The 17,758-nt window shown below is 38.8% G+C and carries 21 protein-coding genes; 6 read left to right on the top strand and 15 right to left on the bottom strand.

The genetic code is table 11. The features are described from left to right. The first annotated feature begins 190 nt into the window (after positions 1-190). From ACY3XC_RS20140 to ACY3XC_RS20130, 3 genes are all read left to right on the top strand, one after another. Positions 191-1,423, top strand: a complete 1,233-nt coding sequence (locus tag ACY3XC_RS20140) for an aminopeptidase (RefSeq protein ID WP_464870116.1) — start codon at positions 191-193, stop codon at positions 1,421-1,423. A 79-nt stretch (positions 1,424-1,502) separates the two neighbouring features. After that, the gene (mscL, locus tag ACY3XC_RS20135; protein WP_464870115.1) at positions 1,503-1,877 is read left to right on the top strand and encodes a large-conductance mechanosensitive channel protein MscL; all 375 of its coding nucleotides are present in this window, start codon (positions 1,503-1,505) and stop codon (positions 1,875-1,877) included. Between the two features lie 65 nt (positions 1,878-1,942). After that, positions 1,943-2,578, top strand: a complete 636-nt coding sequence (locus ACY3XC_RS20130; protein WP_464870114.1) for a Bax inhibitor-1/YccA family protein — start codon at positions 1,943-1,945, stop codon at positions 2,576-2,578. Between the two features lie 31 nt (positions 2,579-2,609). Here ACY3XC_RS20130 and ACY3XC_RS20125 read toward each other — a convergent pair whose 3' ends face one another. The 8 genes from ACY3XC_RS20125 to safA all read right to left on the bottom strand — a co-directional run bounded on the left by ACY3XC_RS20125 (position 2,610) and on the right by safA (position 9,161). Continuing rightward, the gene (locus tag ACY3XC_RS20125; protein ID WP_464870113.1) at positions 2,610-3,128 is read right to left on the bottom strand and encodes an RNA polymerase sigma factor; all 519 of its coding nucleotides are present in this window, start codon (positions 3,126-3,128) and stop codon (positions 2,610-2,612) included. 87 nt (positions 3,129-3,215) lie between these two features. Beyond that, the gene (locus tag ACY3XC_RS20120) at positions 3,216-4,544 is read right to left on the bottom strand and encodes an oligosaccharide flippase family protein (RefSeq protein ID WP_464870112.1); all 1,329 of its coding nucleotides are present in this window, start codon (positions 4,542-4,544) and stop codon (positions 3,216-3,218) included. A gap of 352 nt (positions 4,545-4,896) precedes the next feature. Next, positions 4,897-5,529: a response regulator gene (locus ACY3XC_RS20115; RefSeq protein ID WP_464870111.1), complete on the bottom strand. Its 633-nt coding sequence runs from the start codon at positions 5,527-5,529 to the stop codon at positions 4,897-4,899. Then, the gene (locus ACY3XC_RS20110) at positions 5,522-6,574 is read right to left on the bottom strand and encodes a sensor histidine kinase (RefSeq protein ID WP_179157679.1); all 1,053 of its coding nucleotides are present in this window, start codon (positions 6,572-6,574) and stop codon (positions 5,522-5,524) included. The genes ACY3XC_RS20115 and ACY3XC_RS20110 overlap by 8 nt, the downstream gene beginning before the upstream one ends. After that, a complete protein-coding gene (gene liaF, locus ACY3XC_RS20105; RefSeq protein ID WP_464870110.1) occupies positions 6,571-7,305 on the bottom strand; it encodes a cell wall-active antibiotics response protein LiaF in 735 nt (244 codons plus the stop codon). The genes ACY3XC_RS20110 and liaF overlap by 4 nt, the downstream gene beginning before the upstream one ends. Positions 7,306-7,395: 90 nt before the next feature. Next, positions 7,396-8,040 (bottom strand): PspA/IM30 family protein, encoded by a 645-nt coding sequence (locus tag ACY3XC_RS20100; protein ID WP_464870109.1) that lies wholly within the window; start codon positions 8,038-8,040, stop codon positions 7,396-7,398. Positions 8,041-8,058: 18 nt separating this feature from the next. Then, a complete protein-coding gene (locus ACY3XC_RS20095; RefSeq protein WP_464870108.1) occupies positions 8,059-8,406 on the bottom strand; it encodes a lmo0954 family membrane protein in 348 nt (115 codons plus the stop codon). Between the two features lie 140 nt (positions 8,407-8,546). Then, the gene (gene safA / locus ACY3XC_RS20090; RefSeq protein WP_464870107.1) at positions 8,547-9,161 is read right to left on the bottom strand and encodes a SafA/ExsA family spore coat assembly protein; all 615 of its coding nucleotides are present in this window, start codon (positions 9,159-9,161) and stop codon (positions 8,547-8,549) included. 95 nt (positions 9,162-9,256) lie between these two features. On the opposite strand from safA, the gene ACY3XC_RS20085 reads away from it, so the two are divergent. Continuing rightward, the gene (locus ACY3XC_RS20085) at positions 9,257-9,631 is read left to right on the top strand and encodes a DUF1360 domain-containing protein (RefSeq protein WP_464870106.1); all 375 of its coding nucleotides are present in this window, start codon (positions 9,257-9,259) and stop codon (positions 9,629-9,631) included. A 54-nt stretch (positions 9,632-9,685) separates the two neighbouring features. Then, a complete protein-coding gene (locus tag ACY3XC_RS20080; RefSeq protein ID WP_464870105.1) occupies positions 9,686-9,826 on the top strand; it encodes a hypothetical protein in 141 nt (46 codons plus the stop codon). Positions 9,827-10,161: 335 nt separating this feature from the next. Here the strand turns inward: ACY3XC_RS20080 and ACY3XC_RS20075 are convergent, their stop codons facing one another. Continuing rightward, a complete protein-coding gene (locus ACY3XC_RS20075; RefSeq protein ID WP_464870104.1) occupies positions 10,162-11,301 on the bottom strand; it encodes a trans-sulfuration enzyme family protein in 1,140 nt (379 codons plus the stop codon). Between the two features lie 175 nt (positions 11,302-11,476). Between ACY3XC_RS20075 and ACY3XC_RS20070 the strand changes: the two genes are divergently transcribed. Continuing rightward, a complete protein-coding gene (locus tag ACY3XC_RS20070; protein WP_464870103.1) occupies positions 11,477-13,009 on the top strand; it encodes an FAD-dependent oxidoreductase in 1,533 nt (510 codons plus the stop codon). A gap of 55 nt (positions 13,010-13,064) precedes the next feature. On the opposite strand, the gene ACY3XC_RS20065 is transcribed toward ACY3XC_RS20070, so the two are convergent. The 6 genes from ACY3XC_RS20065 to ACY3XC_RS20040 all read right to left on the bottom strand — a co-directional run bounded on the left by ACY3XC_RS20065 (position 13,065) and on the right by ACY3XC_RS20040 (position 17,628). Further along, positions 13,065-13,199, bottom strand: a complete 135-nt coding sequence (locus ACY3XC_RS20065) for a hypothetical protein (RefSeq protein ID WP_464870102.1) — start codon at positions 13,197-13,199, stop codon at positions 13,065-13,067. A 55-nt stretch (positions 13,200-13,254) separates the two neighbouring features. After that, complete coding sequence (locus ACY3XC_RS20060; protein ID WP_464870101.1) at positions 13,255-14,724, bottom strand: amidase family protein; 1,470 nt, start codon at positions 14,722-14,724, stop codon at positions 13,255-13,257. An 88-nt stretch (positions 14,725-14,812) separates the two neighbouring features. After that, entirely contained in the window at positions 14,813-15,949 is a 1,137-nt protein-coding gene (locus ACY3XC_RS20055; protein ID WP_464870100.1) for a DEAD/DEAH box helicase, read from the bottom strand. Between the two features lie 120 nt (positions 15,950-16,069). Further along, on the bottom strand, positions 16,070-16,909 hold the full coding sequence (locus tag ACY3XC_RS20050) for an MBL fold metallo-hydrolase (protein WP_464870099.1): 840 nt from the start codon (positions 16,907-16,909) through the stop codon (positions 16,070-16,072). 49 nt (positions 16,910-16,958) lie between these two features. Then, the gene (locus tag ACY3XC_RS20045) at positions 16,959-17,168 is read right to left on the bottom strand and encodes a heavy-metal-associated domain-containing protein (protein ID WP_464870098.1); all 210 of its coding nucleotides are present in this window, start codon (positions 17,166-17,168) and stop codon (positions 16,959-16,961) included. Continuing rightward, entirely contained in the window at positions 17,143-17,628 is a 486-nt protein-coding gene (locus ACY3XC_RS20040; protein ID WP_464870097.1) for a flavodoxin, read from the bottom strand. Before ACY3XC_RS20040 ends, ACY3XC_RS20045 begins: the two co-directional genes overlap by 26 nt. Positions 17,629-17,758: the final 130 nt, after the last annotated feature.

Genomic DNA, 17,758 nt, shown 5'->3' with positions numbered 1-17,758 from the left:
TAGTATTATTTTCCGCAGGTGTTTATTTTAATATAAAAGTATACGGCAGTAAATTTGAGTAGAGATTCACGTCCCTACTTATTTTTTTGCCTAATTTTGTGCTCCACTGCCTTTCTGCTGTTATCAGTTTCCTTTTAACATAAAAAAGGCTAAAATATATAAGGAAGATTCTGAAAAGGGGGACTAAAAAATGAGTGATTTTCAAAAGAACCTTGAGAAATATGCTGAGCTTGCTGTTAAGGTTGGGGTTAATATACAGGAGGGTCAAACATTAGTAGTAAATACGACCTTAGATGCTGCAGAATTTGTTCGTCAGGTTGTAAAAAAAGCCTATGAAGCAGGCGCCCATAATGTTGTAGTTAACTGGAACGATGATGTGGTTTCCAGAACAAAATACGAATTAGCTCCAGATGATGCATTTACTACATACCCTATTTTCCGTGCAAAGGAAATGGAAGATTTAGTTGAACAAGGGGCTGCTTTTATGGCCATTGTTTCTTCCAGCCCTGACTTATTGAAAGGAGTTAATCCAGAGCGCATCTCTAACTTCCAAAAAGCCGCTGGAACTGCTTTGGCTAAATACCGTCAAGCAGCACAATCTGATAAAGTCAGCTGGACCGTTATTGCTGCTCCATCTCCTGCATGGGCTGCTAAAGTTTTTCCAGATGCACCGAGCGATCAACAAGTTTCATTACTTTGGGATGCTATCTTTAAAGCTGTTCGTGTCAATACTGATAATCCCGTGGAAGCTTGGAAAAAGCATGATGCAACTTTGCATGAAAAGGTTAACTATTTAAACGAAAGACACTATCAAAAGCTTCACTATACTGCACCAGGAACAGACTTAACCATCGAACTCCCACATAACCATCTTTGGGTTGGGGCTGGCAGTGTAAATGAAAAAGGTTTTGAGTTCATGGCAAATATGCCAACGGAAGAAGTCTTCACTGTTCCTCATCGTGAGGGTGTAAATGGTACCGTTGCAAGCACAAAGCCATTAAGCTACGGCGGAAATATTATCGACCGGTTCACTGTTACGTTTGAAAACGGAAGAATTGTCGATTATAAGGCTGAAGAAGGTGAGGAGTTCCTAAAGCGGTTAGTTGAAACAGATGAAGGCTCTCATTATCTTGGTGAAGTAGCACTCGTTCCTTTCAATTCACCAATTTCACAATCTAATGTCCTATTTTATAATACTTTGTTTGATGAAAATGCATCAAACCACTTAGCCATCGGAAGCGCTTATGCGTTCTGTATTGAAGGCGGTAAGAAAATGTCTTCTGAAGAACTGAAAGAAAATGGACTCAATGATAGTATTACTCACGTTGATTTCATGATCGGCTCGAATGAAATGGACATTGATGGCATTAAAGCGGATGGAACAACTGAACCAGTATTTAGAAAAGGCAATTGGGCATTTTAAATGGTATAATAAATGGAGCAGTTTCTAAAAAGGAAGCTGCTTTTTATTGATTATGCGGATAAAATTTGGAGGTATTATTATGTTAAATGAGTTTAAGAAGTTCGCCATGAGAGGCAATGTGATTGACCTCGCAGTCGGTGTCATTATCGGCGGAGCATTTGGAAAAATTGTTTCATCACTTGTGGCAGATATTATTATGCCAATAGTGGCAATGCTAATAGGAAAGGTAAGTGTTTCTGACCTAGCTTTTGGCTCAATAAAATACGGCATATTTATTCAGTCAATTATCGATTTCTTAATTATCGCTTTTTCAATATTCTTGTTTATAAAATTCCTTTCTCGTTTTAAAAAGAAAGAGGAGGCAGCCGCACCTGTCGCTCAAATCGATAAGAAAGAAGAGCTGCTTGCTGAAATACGTGATTTGTTAAGAGCAGAAAAAGATTTTTCTAAATAAAATGAAACATCTTGACTCTTTCTTCGTATATTCTAGTTATAAATATACTTTGAGGTGAAGAAAAATTGTATACACAAACTTCTACTGAATTTTTACCTTCTGTCATAAGGACATTTGCTCTTTCTCTGGCCATCGCCTTTGTTGGAACCATGGCAGGTACCTTTGTACCGCCGGCATTATTTTTACCTTTGGCTATCTTTGAATTTGTTTTATTGATGATTGTCTTTTTCTTTAGACGTAAAAAAGCCATTTCTTATACGTTCTTGTATATCTTTACATTTATTTCAGGTATTACCTTATATCCGATTGTTTCGTATTATGCCATGACTGCTGGGGCAAATGTAGTACTGATGGCTTTCGGAAGTACCACAGTTGTGTTTACTGGAGTAGCCATTTATGCAACAGTATCAAAACGTAATTTCTCCTTTTTAGGCGGATTCCTGTTAGCAGCCTTACTTGCTTTAGTTGCTGTTTCTATTTTTAATATTTTCATGCCTCTTAGCTCAACTGGTATGCTCGCATTCTCTTTCATTGGCGTATTGGTTTTTAGTGGGTATGTATTATATGATTTCAACCGTATGAAGCATTATGGGGTAAGTGCTGAAGAAGTTCCATTGATGGCATTAAACCTATACTTAGATTTTATCAATCTGTTCGTGAGTATCTTACGTATCTTTGGAATTCTTTCAAGTAAAGATTAAACAGCAAAAGCCGGGAGCTCCCCGGCTTTTTTTATGCAAAGGATTGGAGCTTTGGTCTTAAGTGCTCCTTTCCCCTCTTCATTCTTGTTTTTACCGTAGAAATTGGGATGTTTTTTCTCTTTGATATTTCAATTAAGGTAAGGTCTTTAAAATAATAGAGAAATAGTGCAGATTGGTATATTTCTGGTAATGTCTTTACACTTTCAACCATTTTTTCAGTTGAATATTTATGTAGGACCTCTTCTTCGGGAAGAGGAGGTGCCTCAACTGTTGCCGAGTAAGAATACACCTCTTCCTTCCAAAATTGTTTTGTTTTCTTTTCCTTCCGCCAATAATCCCGGCACTTATTTCTTGCTATCGTAAACAACCAGCCTTTTAGTCTGGCGGGTTCCTTAATGGTATGAAAAGCCAAATAGGCAGATACCAAAACCTCCTGATAGAGGTCCTCTGCAAGTTCTTTTTGTCTAACTAAAGAAAATATATAGTTAAAAATAGCTTTCCCATGTTCAATCACTATTTCTTCAAATAAATCTGTCATACTATCCCTCATTTTTTCGTACCTTCTTTCCATTTAACACTTCTCATACTAATAGACGGAATAGTAATGTCTAACCCCTACACAGGATTATAAACTTTTCTAATTATTTTTCTGAATGAAACCTTTCATAAAAATAGAAACACCAATTTTTTTGCAAATGCTTAAGTAATGCATCAAAGCTAGTAAAATGGATCCGGTATTCATTGCGATAATCACGCCTTCCATCCGCCATTCGGGACGTGAAGCTAAGACAATGATGATAGCAAAGGAAACAATGGTAGACCAAATAGCATGTATAAAGGTTTCCTTTATAAGTCCTAAACCAATTAAGATTGCCTGCATCGGCATTACAAAGAAATGGAATAGAAAAAACGGCCAAAGCAATTGTAAATAAATGGCTGCAGTAGAGGATTCAAAGAATATCGACGTGAGCGGGCGGGCAAATATATAGAAAATCACCACCGCTGGTACGCCGTAAAGGAATGTGAGCGTCATTACCTGCGAAAGCATTTTTTGCAGTGTAGGGTAATCTCTCATCGAATACGTTTTTGAGACAGCTGGAATTAGAACCGTCATTAAGGAATGGGCAATAAAAGCAGGGAAAAATCCAATTGAAACGGCAACCCCCATTAGCATCCCAAAATGCTCGGTAGCAATGGTTTCAGAAAGTCCAGATTGAACCAATGCAGACTTAATTAAAAAGGGCTGTATCGCACCTGTCAGTGCGGAGAATAGTCGCAATCCTGTCGTTGGCACAGAGACAGCCATTAAGTTTTTCCGGACAGCCTTACGATTTAAATTGGAAAAGGGCATTCGCCTAAGTTGCTGAAACTGAATAATTAACGTATAGCATAAATAAAGAAAAACAGCGATTTCACTGCCTATAAAGGAAGCAATGGCAATGAGTACAGCGGCTTCTGAGTCAAACTGGAAGAAACGAAAAAGAACAAATAACAACACTAGTTGTATTGATTTTCGTATGAAATTAGCAATGGCGATTTTCCCCATCTGGTGCCTGCCCATAAAATAACCCCGCGCTACAGAGGTAAAGGAAATGACGGGAACCAAAAGAATGATGAGCCATCTCGTATAAGGGTGATATCCATTGAATACCGAAATAAATGGTATCAGCAATATGGCCAATACTAACAGGATACTTGTAAAAATAATGGTGATCGTAATAGCATGATAAAGGATATTTCGATGGAACTTTTCCTCTTTTTCTGCAACAAACTTTGATATGGATACCGGCAGTTCGAAGCTTGATAACAGAACTAGTAAATAAATAGAGGGAAGTATAGACATATATAAACCTAATCCATGCTTGCCCAATTCTTTTGCAAGAATTAAATTGACTAAGAACTCAACACCTTCCCCTAAAAAAGCAGAAAGGGCTAAAAACAAGATTCCTTTGTAAAAGATACCCATTTCGAACTCCCCTTTAAAACAATCTCACTTTTAATAAGCTATGAGACAAGTTCAAAGATTAGTAGGGATTTTTTCAAGGCTGTGTATCAAGGTAAAATGGAATGTTGATTTCCGCTCCACTAAGGAAAGCTTCTTTGAATAATCACCGCAGTGACAGGCCGTCTCTGCCTGTCACGAGGCGCTTCGCTTTCCGCAGGCGTTGCGGGAAGCCTCCTCGGCGCTAAAGCCGCCTGCGGGGTCTCCCCTGCTCCGTACTCCTGCATGAGTCTCGCGCCTTCCGCTCCAATCAACATTCAATAAGCTATTCGTAACACAGCCCATCAAAAAAGGACTTCTTCAGTCCTTTTCATGATTATTTTATTAATGAGTGTTTGAACGCGTAGATTACTGCTTGTGTGCGGTCTTGGACGGCTAGTTTACTTAGTATGTTACTGACGTGGGTTTTCACTGTTTTTAAGGCGATGAAAAGTTCATCTGCTATGTCTTGATTTGTTTTTCCCTGTGCCATTAACATGAGTATTTCCATTTCTCGGCTGGTAAGTTCTTCGTGTGGTAAGTGTTGATGTTTCTGGCGCATTTTCACCATCATTTTTCCCGTTACTTCTGGTTCAAGAACGGACTGGCCATGATATGTAGCGCGGACAGCATTAGCGATTTCATCTGCTTTTGATGTTTTAAGCATATAGCTGGTTGCACCTGCTTCTAATGCGGGATAAACTTTCTCATCGTCTAAAAAGCTAGTGACGATAATTACTTTTGCTTCTGGCCATTTTTCAATAATTTGCCTTGTTGCTTCAATTCCGTCCATTTCCTTCATCACTAAATCCATTAAAATAATATCAGGTCTAAGCTCTAGTGCCAGTTCCACTCCCTTTTTACCATCAGCTGCCTCACCAACCACTTCTATGTCCGGCTGTGCTGATAAATAAGCGGAAACTCCAATTCTCACCATCTCATGATCATCGACAAATACTACCCTAATCATTTACACCATCTCCATTTTTCATAACAGGTACCTTTACTTCCAGCCGTGTACCTTTACTCTTTACACTAATCACCTTTAAAGTGCCCCCGACTTCAAGCGCCCGCTCGTGCATATTCTGCATACCATAGGAGCCAGCCTTCATGTTATCGACTTCAAAGCCAATCCCGTCATCCACAATTCTTAATATGACAAGGTCATCCCGCTCTATTAATAAAACTTCAAGTTTGTTTGCTTTTGAGTGCCGAAGCGTGTTGGATACAGACTCTTGAAGGATACGGAAAAGATGATCTTCAATTCCCTTATCAAGTGGAAATGCCTCTACCTTCCACTTAATTTCCATTGTTACTTTCTGCGATAATTCGATTAATAACTCTTCGATTCCTTCCTGCAGCGTTTTATTTTTTAACGCAACAGGACGCAAATGAAGAAGCAGGGCGCGCATTTCCAGTTGTGATTGATGAATCATCTCTTCAACCATTTTCAACTGTTTTGCTTCCCTATCCTCCTCAGTGGTACTTTGTTTTGTTGTATTAATAGCAGACATCATCATAGAGGCAGCAAATAGCTGCTGACTGACTGAATCATGTAACTCACGTGCGAGACGGTTTCGTTCCTGTTCAATAATTTCTTGTATTCTTGCTTCCTGATCTTCTACTTTTTCTGTAGCCAAACGTTGTGATAGCTTGGCTTGTTCAGAAATTTGCCTGCCTATCTTATCAATTTGTTCTGCAATACCTTGCATTTCCGTTATGGCTTGCTTTTCAACGAATCCACTCTGTTTCCCCTGCTCCAATTGGTGTAAGGAGTGTTCAACAGACTGAAACTGTCTTCTCCAGAACATACCTGAAATTATGCCCAATAAAATTCCAATGGCAATACTAAATGCCGGAATAAAAATAACAAATGGGATATCCATGAAATGTCTATTCCACAATTCTGACCAATCTGCAATTGGAAAAACAATGATAAAGGCAGCAGCCACAACAAGAGCAATGATGACAGAAAAGCCGATATTCCAAATAACCTGCCTTTGGATAGTGCTCATATCCGGCTCACCTCTAAATTCCCCACCAACAAGGATGTAAAGATTTTCACCTTTTGCTCTGCCTGATCATAACCCGCTGTCTTTAGATGGAAAGCTTGATTAAAAACCTGTGACTGATGGTTTTCCAAAACCGTTGTAGAACCGATAACACATGAGTGATGAACACTTACTTCAATTTCATAAGGCACTTGAATTTGTATATTTCCAATGATATTCCGAATAAAGATGATGGTTTCCCCTTTTGGTAAAACCGTATAACTTAGATCGATGATAGTATCTCCAATTCCAGATTGGATGTTAATGTCATTCCATTCATAAACACCACTAGGCGTTTTTTGCTGTCCAAAAAATATATTTTCAAAGAGCGGCTTGGTCTTAATCAACGTCTCTTCCTGCCCGGCCTGCTCTGATTCTTTTATATCTAGTGAAATCTTATTTGGATTCTTTTTAGAGTTAGAATATTGAATAATAAAATGTAAGAGAATAGCCAGCAATAAAAACTTGAAGGTCATCATACTAAACACACTAATTAAAAGAAAAATAATTCCAGCAAGGAAAAATACTTTCCCACTCTTCTTCCCTGATTTTCTTCTACTTAGATATATAAGTCCACCAGAAAATAAAAGGGAGAATATAAGACCACTGTTGAAAAATAGAATTTCTAGCAGCAGAACGACAACCCCAATTACAACCAGCCATCCTGTATAATCATTCTTTGCATTTTTTAACATCTGGCCACCCCTCCCTTAATTTTTTTCTGTTTGAATTTAGGCCAAAAGGTGCAGCTGTCTGCACCTTTCTAGAATACCATGTTTTGGTTATTAAATGGACTTGCTTTCTTCTAATTTCATTTCTTTTTCTAATTGAGCAACCCTTGCGTCAATGGTATCGCGATAATAAGAACTTTTCACTTGATGTTCTAAACGATCTAAGTAATGATCAATTTCTTGAAAACGAGTGTTTGCATTATTCATTGTAGTATTTGAGTCTAATACTTGATTCATTCGATGATTGGCACGGGTTACATTCTCACGGCCCATTAATTCCAAGCGCCGGATTTGCATATCTTTAAGCTTATGCTTCATTTCCTCATATTTTCTTTCAAGTTCCCCTAGCTGACCCTTTACTTGCTCAAGTGAAGAAGCTAGCCGCTCAACACGGCTTGAGTACTGCTGATGTTCAGCAGTAGCGAACTCATAAAGCTCTGTTTCTCCAGCCTTAGAAGCCACCTCAGCCTGATACTTTCTTTTTTCTGCCAGTTCCACAGCCTGAGCATGTTCTCTAGTGAATTCATCTCGCAGCGCATACTGGCGTTCCAAAAGCTTTCTTACCTTTTCTGTCTCTTGCTCGCATTGACGAAGATATTGGTTAAGCAGGGCAATTGGATTTTTCTTTTCCTTCTGGTCAACAGCAGCATGTAAATCCGCCATAATCGTATCTTTAATTCTAGTTAATAGGTTTGTCATTTTATATCTCTCCTTAGATTAGTTTTTATTTAATTCATTCCATTGTTTCTCAAAATTTACAAACGGATCAGAATCCTCTTTTACAACGGTCTTTTTACTGCTATTCCAGTTTTTATAAACCAGATAAAGTACATAAGCAGCAAGAACACCAATGATAGCAGGAGCGTTATGAATAGAGGCCATTAAGACAAATACTCCGATAATCCCGAGAACAATCTTGCCTCCAGTCGATTCAGCCTTTAAGAACTGTTTAAAAATGAAGTAGAGAACCGCAAGACCAACTAGTAATCCTATCATCGGACCTATGGATGAAAGTAAAATGATGGCTGCAACACCACCAGCAAGTATTAAACCAAACTTTTTCATTTTGTTTTTTCCTCCTTTCTTTATCTTGATATCATCTTACCTCTTATCCAAATTTCTCATAACGAACCTGCGCTTTATTTTCATATCGGTCTTAAGACGTAGAAAGGGTCAGTCCCTATGCAGGAACTGACCCTTCTTGGTTATTTGGAGATAAACATTTGTGTCCAATAATGTCTTTGTGATCCGCCTTTCGCGTACCCAACACCTATATACGTATAATTTCCGCTAAGGATATTTGCTCTATGGCCAGGGCTGTTCATCCAAGCCTGAACCACTTCTTGGGCGGTTGTTTGTCCAGCTGCAATATTTTCTGCTGCTGCCCTGTAAGAAATGCCAAAGTTCTTCATCATGGTAAAAGGACTGCCATATGTCGGACTCGTGTGGCTGAAATAGTTTTTATCCCTCATGTCCATGGATTTATACCGTGCAACCCTAGAGAGTTCCCAGTCTTGTGTCAAAGCTCTTAATCCATGCTTTGCCCGTTCTTGATTCGTTAATTGGACAACTTGGCTTTCAATGCTTTTCGTTGCATCAAAACTAGGAATTGTCACCTTATCTCCTGGATAAATAAGATTTGGATTCCTAAATTGCGGGTTCGCTGAGATGATTTCAGAAATCCCAACTTGGTAACGAACCGCGATTTTCCATAGTGTATCGCCAGGTTGTACAGTATAAATCTGCTGGGCAAATGAAATGCTTGGAATACATATTAGTGATAGTAAAAACATTAAACTAAACCAAAATGATTTTTTCATTATTTCGCCTCCTCCGATATATATTTTAGATTTCAGGTTCAAAATATACAGAGTGTCAAAATAAAATTTTTTATGTAAAGTTCGGAGGAGAAAGTGTGAGAGACATTTCATGGATTACCTATGTCATGTTAATTTTGGCAAGTTATCGTTTAACACATTTAATCGTTTTTGATAAAATTACTGAGTTTATTCGTAAGCCATTTATGAAAAAAGTTAAGGTCGAAACCAATCATGGAATTGAAACAAAGGAAGTACCGAAAGGCATGTTTGGGTATTTATTGAAGTGTTATTGGTGTGCTGGGGTTTGGAGCGCCATACTTCTTGGAGGCGGATATTTACTTTTCCCACGGGTTACGTTTGTCTTTATTTTGATTTTCTCGATTGCAGGAGGTCAATCCATCCTTGAAACGTTTGTAGGAGTAAATATTAAAAAAGTAGATTATTATGCTGATTTGGATAAGAAAAAATAAATAAAGAAAATAAGCTCCCCCTTTCGCATAAACATTAGAAAAGGGGGGATTTGAATGGCTGGATGGTGGATTGCTGCCATTGGGTTTATCATTTGTCTTGGAATTGTAGGGGGAACAATGGTTTATTTTTTAAGAGGAAGTCTTAACTCCGAAGACTCCACCCGAATTGATCCCGTAAAAAAGGATGCTGACTAATAAAATAGCTAAAACGAAAAGAACCTTGGAAACCCAAGGTTCTTTTTACTTTTAGGCTGTGTTATTATTCATTGTTGGTTTTCGTGTAGGGTTGATCATTCATAGGCGGAGAATTTCCGGCTAATGTATATAAATGAACCATAAGAAGCAGATATAAGCGGAAATATTCCGGTTAACTGCTTTAAATAAGACAAAATCCAATGATTTGGATACCATAAGCGGAAAAACTCCGCTTATTATGAAGGTAAAAATGGCTATTTCCCAATTTAAACGGAAATTCTCCGCTTATTTTCCAAACACATTAAATCAACATTCAGCTTTAACACGGCCTACTTTTAAAGTGATTTCTCAATTGCCTGTTCAAATTGTGCAATAATATCATCTTCATGTTCGATTCCTACTGAAATTCGAACAACTTCTTTGGTAATCCCCAATGCTTCACAGGCTTCTTGTGGGAGTGACCTGTGAGAAGTGGTTAATGGATGGGAAACCGTCGTTTCGACTCCGGCAAGTGTTGGCGCAATTTTGATCCAGGCCAATGAGCGAAAGAATTGATTGATATCGACCGTTTTTGAAAGCTCAATGGTTACCATCGCACCAAAACCATCTTTATCTTGGTCAAAGGGATAATAGACTTTTTCAACAAAACGATTATGTGACAATGCTTCTGCTAATTTCCTTGCGTTACTGGACTGAGCTTTCATTCTCAATGCTAATGTTTTTAAACCACGGCACGTCAGCCATGCTTCAAACGGACTTACATTTGTACCAAGGTTTGCAATTTTCGTGCGTGCACTGGCAACTAAATCTTCTCTGCCAGTAAGAACCCCAATGGTTACGTCGCTATGCCCTCCAATATACTTGGTCGCGCTATGTACCACCAAATCAATTCCCATTTGGTATGGCTGACAATGGTAGGGAGTCGCAAATGTATTATCAACTAGTGTATTTAGCTGGTGCTTTTGGGCTAACTCTACAACTCCTTTGATATCCTCCACCCTTAATAAAGGATTTGTAATGGATTCAGTGTAAAGCAGTTTCGTATTTTCTTTAATTTCCTTTTCTACTTCAACTAAATCTTGAAAGGAAACAAAGCTTGTTTCAATCCCAAAATGATTTAATTCTTCTTTCAACATATGGTAACTGCCGCCATATAAATCATCTGCTGCAATAATATGGTCCCCGTTTTTAACTACGGCTAATACACCCGCTAAAATCGCTGACAATCCTGATGACGCTGCAACACCTGCAGGCGCACCCTCAAGTCTTGCAACACCTTCTCCTAGTTCATCTGTATTCGGATTGCCTACACGTGAATAAAGATACTGACCATTCCCATGATAAAATCCTTCTAATTCATCAAGATCTTTAAAGGCAAATGCAGAGGTCTGATAAATCGGTGTAACTTTACTTGCTATTTTACTATTACTTTTCTTCCTGCCATGTAAAATCTCTGTCTCAAATTTCTTCCCCATATCAGCACCCTCTTCTTAATTTACAAAATAGTTATTATATTGAAAATATCAATACCTGTAACTTTCGTCAATCTAAATATATTTCCAGATAATATTTTTTATAAATGGACCATTACATGATTTTCGCTAAATTTGGAAAAAGTAATCCTATGAATATCTTATTGGAGGTCAACAAATGAGTTCAACTGAAAATACCCACCAATTTCCGCGTACCTACTGGCGTGAAATAGAACTGCCAACTTTTGAAAAGTTAAATGAGGATAAAACCGTAGATGTTGCCATTGTCGGGGCCGGAATTACGGGTATAACAGCTGCATATTTACTTGCAAAAGAGGGTGTAAAGGTAGCGGTTATTGAGGCAGGAGGAGTCTTAAACGGGACAACAGGTCATACCACAGCTAAACTCACTGCTCAGCATGGGTTGATTTACGATGAATTAATCGGTCATTTTGGCGAGGAAAAGGCAAAGCAATATTTCGAATCAGCCTCCAATGCTATTAAATTCGTTGAAACGGCTGTGAAAGAAAAAGGAATAGATTGTGACTTCAGTCAACAAGACGCCTATGTCTATGCTACCTCAGACCAATACGCTGAGAAGCTGGAAACAGAATGGTCTGCTTACCAAAGACTTGGTATTGATGGGGACTTAGTCGGTAACATTCCGTTTGATATTCAAATAAAATCAGCTTTGCTAATGCGAAATCAAGCTCAATATCACCCGTTAAAGTTTTTAAAAGGGCTCCTGAATGAAGCTGTAAATGCAGGCTGTTCTTTTTATGAAAATACGGTAGCTGATACAATAGAGGATGAAGAAACGTCACAGCCAAAGGTAGTTACCAAGGATGGACATCGGGTTACCTGCAGGCATGTCATCGTTGCTTCTCACTTCCCTTTTTACGATAAACCAGGACTCTATTTTGCACGGATGTACGCGGATAGGTCCTATGCGATTGGGATTAAAACGGACATGAAGTACCCAGGGGGCATGTATATCAGTGCTGATAGTCCGACTAGGTCTATACGCTATACACCGATAGATGATGGTAATCTCCTTATCCTTGGTGGTGAAAACCATAAAACTGGACAGGGTATGGATACGCTTAGACATTATCTCGCACTTGAGTCCTTTGCAAAAGAGGTATTTGATCTTTCAGAATATCATTACCGGTGGTCAGCACAGGACTTAGTTAGCTTAGACAAGGTACCATATATTGGCCCTCTAACTGCAAATAAAGAGCATATTTTAGTGGCAACTGGCTATAAAAAATGGGGGATGACATCGGGAATTCTTGCAGCCCATGTACTGACCGATTATATTATTAATCGTGATAATCCATATAAAGACCTGTATTCACCATCACGTTTTGATGCTGACCCAGATATTAAATCAATAGTATCCACAAATGCGGACGTAGCTAAGCATTTAATAAAAGGAAAGCTTGAATTTGTGCCAAAGGATCCTGGGGATTTGAAAAATGGAGAAGGATCGGTCGTCATGCATAATGGACAACGTGCAGGGGCTTATAAGGATAAAGACGGTAAACTTTTCATTGTGGATACTACTTGCACACACTTAGGCTGTGAATGTGAATGGAATCATGCAGAAAAATCATGGGATTGCCCATGTCATGGTTCAAGGTTCTCGTATGCAGGCGACGTAATTGAAGGACCAGCTAAGAAGCCGCTTAAGTATGTCGGGGATAAATAATACGAATCAGATATCTACAAATAAACACGCCTCCTAAAGCAGGAGGCGTGTCCCTTTATTTACCGTGAGGGCGATTCTGTTTTAATTCTTCACCTGTTGAAAACTCAACAAGTTCAGCGCTGTTTTTCATTCCCTTTTTACGATTGTTATTTCTCTGGGCATTGGCATTACCGAGTTTCTGTTTTCCCACACTATCATCTCCTTTTAGAGAAATTCATAAATAGTATGAGTGAAAAGATAAGATGTTATTCTACCCCAATTACTGGTGCTTTTCGGAACTTTGTAAGCTGTTCGAATGCATAGGCAGCTTCAATCAGCTGTGGTTCACTATAAGCGGTTCCCGCAAAGGTTATTCCAACAGGTTCACCTTCTGAGGTATACCCAGCAGGAACAGCAATTGTTGGATAACCAGCTTTGCCACTAATATGTGAACCTTCCTCGCTAGGGAAAAGAATCGCATCCAATTGATACGTTTCTAACGCGTAATCAATTCCCTGCTTGGTTGAATGATAATCATCAAATTCCAATGCCTTTACATATTCTGCTTCCGTTAATGAACCACTTGTAGCATCTGAATCGATTAATACTGCCTGTCCATACTTAAGCATTTGTTCTTCATTTTCCTTATTAAACTGAATTAAGTCTTTTAACGTTCTAATTGATATAGATGGATGAAGATTGCTTAAATAGGCATTTAGGTCCGGTTTAAATTCATAAGTTAAAACATCATATGACCATTTTACTTTCGCGGACGGGATTTCTATATGTTCAATAATCTCTGCACCTGCTGCCTCTAAAATTGCTACAGCATCATGAAAGATTCTTTGCTTTTCTTCACTCATCTGTTCGATAAATCCTTCTAAGGCAATACCGATTTTTTTACCTTTGAGTCCAGCTTTAAGTAAATGCTCTGTAAAGTCCTTCTCCACAAGTGAATTTGTTCTTGTTATTGCATCTTCCTTGTCTCTGCCTTTTAAAGCATTCAACAGAATCACCGCATCCCCAACAGTTCGAGCCATTGGTCCCGCAGTATCCTGCGTGTGAGAAATTGGAATTATCCCCTTTCTGCTGATCAGCCCCACTGTCGGTTTGATTCCTACTAATGAGTTTTGACAGGCTGGATTCAAAATCGATCCAGACGTTTCCGTTCCAATCGCTGCAGCTGCTAAATTTGCACCAACGGCTGCACCAGAACCAGAACTAGAACCGCCAACATCAAATTTATCAGGTCCATATGGATTTAAAACCTGACCGCCTCGTGAGCTATAGCCGCTTTTCATACCATTTGCCATAAAGTTTGCCCACTCCGTCATATTTGTTTTCCCAAGAATGACAACTCCTGCTTTCCTTAACTGTTCTGCCACATAAGAATCCTTTAAGGCATTTGAATCCTTTAAAGCTATAGAACCAGCACTCGTATGCATTTTATCAGCTGTATCAATATTATCTTTTATTAGAATGGGAATCCCGTGCAACGCACTGCGTGGTCCCGTTTCCTTGCGTTCGGCATCAAGAGCTGCAGCGATATGCAGCGCATCTGGGTTCACCTCAAGGATAGCGTTAATCCTTTTATCATAAACAGAAATTCTATGTAGATACATCATTACAAGTTCTTTAGATGTAAGCTCTCCGCTTGTCATCTTTTCCTGCATTTGAGTAATTGTGGCTTCCTCAATCCACTCATTTAAATATTTCTTTAACTTAGGATTTTCCATGGTTTTCCCCTCCTTTTTATAAAATTCTATAAAAATCATGTTATTCCTGCAATGGGAAAAGACAGTAGGATATCCCCACTGTCTTTTATTAACGGCGTGCTTTTTGCTCAGGTTCTGCGATTTGCCCTTGGTAAAATATTCTTTTCATTGGTGTAACATTTAACTCTTGACAGTACCGCTTTAATTCTCGCTCTTCTCGATCCGTCACTAATGAAATGACGGTACCATCCGCGCCCATTCTTCCTGTTCTGCCAGCTCTATGGACATATTGGGCAATGTCCCTTGGAAAGTCTACATGGACCACATGAGTGACACCCTGTATATCTAATCCACGTGCTGCTACATCTGTAGCGATCAGCATTTTCGTTTTGCCATCACGGAAAGCTTTAAGTTCTGCTTGTCGTTCCAATTTCTTCATATCACTATGTAGAATTCCGGTTGATAATTCTTTAAAATTAAACTTTTCTTTGTATACTTGAATTTCCCCTATATCATTAATAAATGCAAGGGCTTTGATGTTTTCTAACCGGACGATTTTTTCAAGCAGTTTAATCTTATCTCTAGGTTCAGCTAGAAAATAGATATGCTCTACATCTCCTGAAGAAGCCAGCTCATCCTTTTCTATCCGTAGGATTTCAGGTTCATTCGTAATTTCCTTTGCTAATTTCTCCGTTCCAGCCTTCATCGTTGCTGAGAATAAAACAACTTGGCGATCACCCATTGTCGATTTAACAATATTTTGGACCGTGTTAATATGCTCTGAAATCAGCAGTTGATCGCCTTCATCCAAAACAACTAGCTTCACCTCGTGCATTTTTACCTTTTTCTGTTTGATTAATTCAAATAATCGCCCTGGCGTAGCAAAAATAACATGGGGACGCTTTTTTAATTTTTCAAGCTGGCGTTTTACGTTTGCCCCGCCTATTATGGAGGTGCCTCTTACTCCACTGCCTTCTGACCACTTTTGAAATTCTGAATAAACCTGCATGACCAATTCCTGTGAAGATGCAAGAACAACAGCCTGCAGGGATTGTGAATTAGATTCAATTTTATTTAATAACGGCAGTAAATAAGCAAGTGTTTTGCCCGTGCCTGTTGGTGATTCTGCAATTAAATCTTTTCCTTCAAGAATTAGAGGGATTGCTGTTTCCTGAATGGAAGTAGGTTGTTGAAATCCAGACTTTCCCCAGTTTTCTTGTAAAAAGGGGCTTAAGTTATTTATCATAATTGACTCCTTTTTTTATCTCATTTCTACATATTATATCCATACATGCCTCTGATACTAACCTATTTACTAAAATGTGTCCATAAAAAACCCATTCCTACGCTGGGAATGGGTTGTTCTTCAGTTCGTATATCGGCTATTTTTCGGCATAGCAATTTCTCTGAAATTGGCTGTTAAATAGCTTAGGTTCTCTCTTAACTCTTCACCATTCATTGGAATTCCATGTCCGGTTACAGCTATTTCTGGCTTGAGAGCCTCTAATTTTTTAACGGAGGCATAAGCGGCCTCCCAATCCGTTGTGTAATATCGAGGCGGCCCGCTTATTTCCTGCGTTTGCGTTAATACCTTATAAAGTGATTCTTGTTTCACTGTGACAAAGGCATCTCCGGCGATTAGTGCTCGATCCTCTTTCCGAAAGAATGAAACATGACCAGGCGTATGCCCCGGGGTATGAATCCATTTCCAACCACGCATATGAGGGATTGAACCATCTTGTGGAAAAGCCTTTACCTGTTCCCCAATATCAATTCCATGATTCGGAAACATTGGGGACAATTTAGCCACCATTCCTGCGTCAACACTTGGGTCCCCTGGCGGGTAATCCTTTTTCCCAGTTAAATAAGGAATCTCCAACTCATGTGCATAAACAGGAATTCGCCACTTTTCTAGAAGTTCTACCAGCGAACCAACATGATCAAAATGACCATGAGTCAAAATGATAGCATTCGGTCGTGCCTGTTCTCCGAAGTGTTCTGCAATCATTTCACTAATTTCATCGGCACTCTTAGGCATACCTGCATCGATAAGTACAAATTCATCCTCATTACCCACTAAAGCTAGATTAACGATTTGATTTGTATAACAAAACACATCAGGCAAAACGGCAATACCCATCCCGCTGCCTATGGAGGTCATCGGTAGAAATGCTCCTTCAAACTTACTGTCCTGATTTTGCTCCAAAAAAAATCCCCCTGTTTTTGTTTATTATTTAACAGAGAGGATTATTATATTAATCAAATGTTCTTATCGCCAATTTATGAATGGTGGAATTTATTTCCTCAGATTCAATAATCGCTTCATTATAGTTAATTTCAATTTTACCACTGCCTGCTAAAATCTTTACCTTCTCTATCCCGTTATACCTTTTCATTTTCCTCTTGATTTTCCCAATACACCCAGAGCAAGCAATATCATTAAGAGACAACTGAATGATACTCATTTGAATCTCTCCTTTCTATCATGACGGCTCCAAAAGATTTGCCAAAGTTAATACAATTTTCTTTGTCCGCACTAGTAGGGGTTTGCTCAATTTTTAATCCACTGCTAACGACCTTTGCACCTAGAGTCTCTAGTTTTTCTGATAGAATATCAACCGCGCGTCCTACATGCTCATATGAAAAATCACAGGACCCAAAGGCTGCTGCAATTTTATCTTGTAGATTTAAGCCATCCATCTCTTCATAGAAATCTATAAACTCATCAGGAAGTTCACCGTCACCCCAAGTGTAGGCACCCAGCAGGATGCCACCGTAGTTTTGCAGTTCATTCACATCTACCTCTAATATATCCTTAATATCAACATCGCTACCTGACAGTTGAATTCCTTCAGCTATTGTGTACGCTATTTCCTCAGTGTTACCAGTCATACTCGCATATACGATTAAACAAGCTGCATTCATTCTTATTCACCTCTTGTTTTTCTTAATCATATAAGAAGTATGGAAAAGAAACATTGATTCACATCAAGAGTTGATATGAATCACTACAAAACCTAATAAAGAAAGATAAACTATAAAGTAACGAATATTT

The organism is Bacillus sp. CZDM1, from assembly GCF_055502545.1.
Note: the sequence above shows the minus strand (reverse complement) of the source record. Positions and strands in the feature narration are given on the sequence as shown.